General features: G+C 55.3%; 5 protein-coding genes and 1 pseudogene. 5 read left to right on the forward strand and 1 reads right to left on the reverse strand.

Going from position 1 to position 5,964, the window contains the following annotated elements:
• The 5 genes from B2W52_RS17295 to B2W52_RS17315 all read left to right on the forward strand — a co-directional run.
• Positions 1–571 (forward strand): substrate-binding periplasmic protein (locus tag B2W52_RS17295; protein ID WP_286803798.1); only part of this gene is annotated, 571 nt, incomplete at its 5' end.
• Positions 568–1,950, forward strand: coding sequence for a ribonuclease J (locus B2W52_RS17300; RefSeq protein WP_273069055.1), 1,383 nt, complete (start codon positions 568–570; stop codon positions 1,948–1,950). The genes B2W52_RS17295 and B2W52_RS17300, both read left to right, overlap by 4 nt.
• Before the next feature lie 49 nt (positions 1,951–1,999).
• Complete coding sequence (locus B2W52_RS17305) at positions 2,000–2,755, forward strand: substrate-binding periplasmic protein (protein ID WP_273069053.1); 756 nt, start codon at positions 2,000–2,002, stop codon at positions 2,753–2,755.
• 130 nt (positions 2,756–2,885) lie between these two features.
• Positions 2,886–5,141, forward strand: coding sequence for a putative bifunctional diguanylate cyclase/phosphodiesterase (locus B2W52_RS17310; RefSeq protein ID WP_273069051.1), 2,256 nt, complete (start codon positions 2,886–2,888; stop codon positions 5,139–5,141).
• Positions 5,142–5,212: 71 nt separating this feature from the next.
• Positions 5,213–5,641 carry a hotdog fold thioesterase gene (locus B2W52_RS17315; protein WP_008177177.1) on the forward strand — a complete coding sequence of 143 codons (429 nt, stop codon included), beginning with the start codon at positions 5,213–5,215 and terminating at the stop codon, positions 5,639–5,641.
• Positions 5,642–5,658: 17 nt separating this feature from the next.
• Here B2W52_RS17315 and B2W52_RS17320 read toward each other — a convergent pair.
• Positions 5,659–5,964, reverse strand: a pseudogene (locus B2W52_RS17320) (HD-GYP domain-containing protein); the annotation flags it as partial.

The following is a 5,964-nucleotide window of genomic DNA, read 5'->3' on the forward strand; positions in this document are numbered from 1 at the left end:
CTGGAAAGTGCATTATCGGGAGGCGCCTTTCCGGCGGGTCTTGAGGATGGTGCAGCAGGGTGAGGTGGATGTCATGCTGGAGCCCCTGGAGCCCCTGGAGACCGCCGGACGGACCGAGCTCATGGAGTTCGTGGCGCCGGCATTTCCTCCGGAGCGGCGATTGTTTTTTTACCTTAACGCAGAAAACCGCATTGAGCGCTACGCTGATCTGTATGGACGAGCCATTGGCACTTTGGAAGGGGCGTCGTATTTCTCCCGTTTTGATAGTGATGACAGACTTCTCAAGGAGCCTGCGCCCCGTTACGAAAACCTGATGCTGATGATGCAGAAAGGTCGGGTAGATGTCGTGATCGCCCCAGAGCTCGTGGGTTTATACACGGTCGAAGAGTTGGGGCTGGATGTTAAGGTTTCACCGTTCTTTGTGCCGGGAGAGCGCTCTTACATTGCTGTTGCGAAGAACTCTCCCGTGCTGAAGTATGCCGATGACATTCGGGCGGCGCTGAAACTGATTGAACTGGAAGGCATACACGAGGACCTGGTGTTGAAGTACATGGACCGAGTTGCTGAATGATTCCCGAACAGTCTGATCTCTGGTTTCTGCCTTTGGGTGGAACCGGTGAAATTGGTATGAACCTCAACCTCTATGGCCACGATGGTGCCTGGTTGATGGTGGATTGTGGTGTTACCTTTCCAAAGCCTGGTCGCATTGCTGCTGATGGCACGGTGCATCATCGTGGCGAGCCGCCGGTTCAAATGGCGGATCCTGCGTTCATTGCTGACCGCCGTGAACGGCTGGCGGGCCTGGTAATTACCCACGCCCACGAAGATCATGTCGGAGCTGTACCCTACCTCTGGCCGCTGCTGCAGTGCCCGATATACACCAGCCGGTTCACGGCCGAAATTCTGCGTCGCAAGCTCGCGGAGTTCGACCTGCTGCACCGGGTGCCGATCATCGAAGTGGAGACCGGCCAGAGCAAGCAGATCGGGCCATTCAGCGTGCAGTGGCTGGCGCTGACTCACTCCATCCCGGACCCTAATGCCCTGATGATTCGCACCGCCGCCGGTAACATCTTCCACAGCGGTGACTGGAAGCTGGATGAGCAGCCGCTGGTAGGCCATGGCTATTCGCCAAAAACCTTCACCGATCTGGCAAACGAGGGCGTGAACGCCATGGTGTGTGACTCCACCAACGCCACAGTCTCGGGTCACTCGGTATCCGAGGCGGCCTTGCATCAAGGATTGCTCAGAGCGACCCGCTCCGCCGAAGGCCGCGTTGTAGTGACCTGTTTTGGCAGTAATATCGCCCGATTACATACTCTGGCCTCAATCGCCAGGGAAACCGGCCGTTATATGGGTTTATTGGGCCGGTCTTTGATCAATATGAGTGGCGCCGCCAGGGCTGCAGGGCTGTGGGATTCGGCTGACCAGTTGATCAATCCGGCACATCTGGGGTATCTCCCGCGGGACGAAGTACTGGCCGTGGCCACGGGCAGTCAGGGCGAGCCGCGAACGGCTCTGCGCAGACTGGCCTCTGGTACCCATCCGGATTTTGAGCTGGAGGCGGGCGACACGGTAATCTTCAGCGCTCGCGCCATCCCCGGCAACGAGGAATCCATCGAGGCGCTGGTGACCAGATTGAAAGAGTTGGGGGTGAGGGTAATCACGGCCGAGGATGCTGATTTGCCAATTCATGCTTCAGGTCATCCCGCGCAGGAAGAACTGGAGATAATGTATAAATGGGTAAAGCCTGCCATTGCCATTCCGGTCCATGGTGAGGCTGAACACATGGAAACGCATGCTGACATAGCCAAAGCAACTGGTGTACCCCGTGCCATGGTGGGCCGAAACGGCGATCTTTTCATGATCCGGCCGGTGCCGGGAATTCGTCGCCAGGTTGTTGAAACTGGCCGTCTGGGCTGGCACAAAGAGGGTCTTGTCAGAGTTGAATAAGTCATTTACTTCTGTTGTCGGTAGGTCGCTTGTATTCGCAGTGGCTTCCGTGTTTCTGGCCCCGGTTCACGCATTGCCAGACCCTTCCTGCAATACGCACATCGTGAGCGGGAATCCGGAGTATCCGCCCCTGCTCTGGCGCGACCAGCAGCGCCCGGGCTATCTGATTGGCGCGGTGCCTGCTTTGCTCAAGGAAATTACGGAGCCATTGGGCGTGAATGTGGAAGTGAGGGACATAGGCTCTTGGGCCCGGGTCCAGCGCATGGCACGCCAGGGCGATATCGACATGGTGGCGGGCGCGTTCATTACCTCGGAACGCATTGGCTATATGGACTATTTGCTGCCGCCAATAACGCACCTGCCGACCGCTGTCTGGGTCCCCAAAGGCCGGGAGTTTGTCTATCGCCACTGGCCAGACCTGATGGGTAAGCGGGGCAGCACACTGATCAACAACAGTTTTGGCCAGAATTTAGACCGGTATGCAGAAGAAAATCTCCTCATTGAGGGAGTCAGGTCGATTGAGCAATCCTTCCAGATGGCGCTGGTTGACCGGGTGGATTATGTCCTCTATGAAGTGTTGCAGGGCGGGGTAAAACTCGAATATCTGGGCATTGCTGATCAATTCGTTTCCCTGTCGCCCCCGGTGAGTCGTGAGGGCCTGTTCTTTACTTTTTCCAAAGCCTCTCCTTGTAACTCCTTTGAGCTAAGGGAGCGTATTGCGGAGAGCCTATACGAGCTTGTGAATACTGGCCGGGTCGATGAGTTAATCCGGCGGTATAAAGACCTTTACACAGGAGCAGGTTAAGTGGAGGTCTCTTTCAGATGGGCGTGAACTTTAATGTGGCGCCTGTCGTAACTTGAGAGAGACACTCCGAGCAGGTAGAAAACAAACAGGAAGAATTGCTGGGAAGGAGTCCATGGCGATGGTGAAGGCAGTGACCCAAGATCAACGTGAGTTCGTTTACAGGCTATCTCTTGGCCTGTCGAGATCCACTGTCGACGAGCTTGATGGCAGCATCCATAGCTTCATCGCTGAGCTTGGAGATCGGCTTGATGCTGATCGCTCCTATTTGATCATGTTCGACGAAGCTACCCAGACCATTTCCATCACGCATGAAGCCTGCAGAAGTGGCGTTATACCCCAGAGAGATGCAGTTCAGAACGTACCGATGGCCCGTTTTCCCTGGCTAATGGATCAGTTGCAAACCCTATCGATGCTTGTCATCCCCGAAGTCCAAGAACTGCCCCCTGATGCGGAAGAGGAGAAATTGGAGTTCCAGCGGGAGAGTATCCGCAGTCTCGTGCTGGTTGGTTTGAGGCTGGAAGGTCAGGTCCGGGGCATCCTGGGTTTCGATTATCTTGACCAGTCTCGAGTGTTGGATTCAGAAACAGAAGAGTTCGTGCTTCAGGTTGGTGAGGTTTTGGGGGCATCTGTTCACAGACAGATACTGGCAGGCCGGAACGTCAGGTTCGAGAATAGCCTTTATCGTTATTCCGACCAGTTCCCGGGCGTTATCTTCCAGTTCAGGATGTATCCCGACGGACATGTAACTTTTCCTTTCATCAGCGAGAAAGTTGAAAATCTTTTCGGGTTTGCGGCTGATCTGCTTGGTGTCGATGCCCAGCCTCTGCTCGACCTGATCGAGGATGAAGACAAGCCATCCTTTTTTGAAAAGGTTAATGAGTCTCGCCAGCGCATGACCCCCTTTGAAACCGACTTTCGAGCCTACAAATGCGATGGCACGATGGCCTGGGTGGAAGCCAGGTCGGTGCCAGCCCGATTAGCGGACGACAGCATGACCTGGCACGGCTATTTTTTCGATGTTACGGACCGTAAGCAATCGGAATCCGAAATCGAGAAGCTCGCCTTTTACGACCCACTGACCGGCCTGCCAAACCGGCGCCTGCTCAGGGATCGCCTGGCGCAGGCGTTAACCGGGAGCAATCGGGATCATAATCATGGTGCTCTGGTATTTATTGATCTTGATAACTTCAAGAATATCAATGATTCCGCGGGTCATCTGACCGGCGATGAGCTTCTGGTCCAGGTGGGGGAGAGGTTGAAAAACACGGTCCGGGACTGGGATACCGTTGCCCGGATCGGTGGGGACGAGTTTGTTCTCATTCTGAAGGGATTTCCCGCCGAGCCGGCCGATGCTGCTGCCAAGGTTGAGAAAGTCTGCGAGAAAATCCGCGATGCCCTCAACGAGCCCTATAATCTCAACGGCATAGAATATACGGGCACTCCAAGCATCGGCATCACACTGTTTTACGATCACGAAACGTCCCTTGAAGAGCTTCTGAGCCAGGCCGATATGGCCATGTTTCGGGCCAAGGAGGACGGCCGCAATTGCATCCGCTTCTACGACTCCATGATGCAGAAGAAAGTATCTGAGCGGCTGGCTCTTGAGTCGGACCTCAGGATGGCGATACGGAGGAAGCAGCTGGCAGTCCACTATCAGGTCATGGTTAACGAAAAAGGTGATCCTGTTGGTGCTGAGGCATTGCTTCGCTGGCACTGTCCGGGGCGCGGTATGGTTTCTCCCGCCGAGTTCATTCCTCTGGCCGAGGAAACCGGCCTCATTGAATCGGTCGGCTACTGGGTGCTGGAGGATGTTTTCTCCCGGGTGGCCAGCTGGAAGAAGCGAGGCGGTGCGTTGTCGCAGCTCCAGGTCTCGATCAACGTGAGTGCAAGGCAGTTTCACCTGCCTTCGTTCTGCTCGACGGTGATGGCACTGCTGAGAAAAACCGGTGCCTCCCCAAGAAACCTGAAAGTAGAAATCACCGAAAGCGCTCTTGCCTACGATCTCGAGTTGGTGGAGGAAACACTTCGAACCCTGAGAAGCATGGGAATACGGATCTCCCTCGATGATTTCGGCACGGGTTACTCGTCCCTCGGCTACTTGAAGCGCCTATCTCTGGATGAGTTGAAAATTGATCAGGGGTTTGTGCGAGACATCCTGGATGATCCTAATGATGCGGCTATCGCAGAGACCATCCTGGCCTTGGCCTCTGCGCTCAAACTGTCAGCAGTGGCCGAAGGTGTGGAAACCAAAGGGCAACTGGAACGCCTTGTTGGCATGGGGTGCAACCGTTTCCAGGGCTACCATTTCAGCCGCCCGCTCCCAGCGCTGGAGTTCGAGAAGTTGATTGAGCAAGCAATCGGTGATCGAAAGCGGAGGGCTTGGTAGTTCGCATCCTATCTGTATAAACTGGTACCTTGCTTCTAATCCGTTTCAAACAACATCGAGACCAGTCCCCTATGGCAATCTGGACCAGAACCCCGAACCTTGAACACCTGGCAAAATCCAGCGAAAACACCGCGGTCAGCTACATGGGTATCGAGTACCTTGAAATTGGCGACGACTATGTCAAAGGCCGTATGCCTGTTGATGAACGCACCGTACAGCCTTTTGGCATTCTGCATGGCGGCGCATCGGTGCTGCTGGCGGAAACCCTTGGCAGTATGGCGGCCAATTGCTGCCTGAAAAACCCGAAAACTGTCGCTGTTGGACTGGATATCAACGCCAATCACATCCGCCCGGTTACCAAGGGCTGGGTGTATGGCACAGCCAGGCCTATTCACATTGGTAGTGCGACTCAGGTCTGGGAAATCCTTCTGGAGAACGAAGAGGGGAAAACTACCTGTGTTTCGCGGCTGACCATGGCGGTAACAAAACGGCCAGGCTGAGAGAGGTTGGTTGGGTTTCAGGGCTGCTCGGCGGGCGCTCTTGGTCTGGTTACGATCAGCCCCTGATCTACAAACTCCTGAAGTACGATGTTGTGGGTACCGTCCGGAACCTCGCGGGCGATTCGATAGATTTCGCCTGCGGCATCCTCCGAGCTGACCTTCAGATCGACCGTTCGGTAAGGTGTCATCACGCTTTTGTCAGACTCCCTGACCAGCAGAACGCAAGGCTTGAGTTTATGCTCCGGCCGGCTCTCCACAACGATGCCCACCTCTCCGTTGATCATTTCCACGATGGAGCCCGGCGGGTAGATGCCGATGAGTTG

This window comes from Marinobacter sp. UBA2498, from assembly GCF_002341575.1.
In the GTDB taxonomy this organism is placed as follows: Bacteria; Pseudomonadota; Gammaproteobacteria; order Pseudomonadales; family Oleiphilaceae; genus Marinobacter; species Marinobacter manganoxydans.

Excerpts from the sequence above, each read along its gene's own strand:
- B2W52_RS17300 (WP_273069055.1), top strand. The coding sequence starts at position 568 with ATGATTCCCGAACAGTCTGATCTCTGGTTTCTGCCTTTGGGTGGAACC.
- B2W52_RS17315 (WP_008177177.1), top strand. The coding sequence starts at position 5,213 with ATGGCAATCTGGACCAGAACCCCGAACCTTGAACACCTGGCAAAATCC.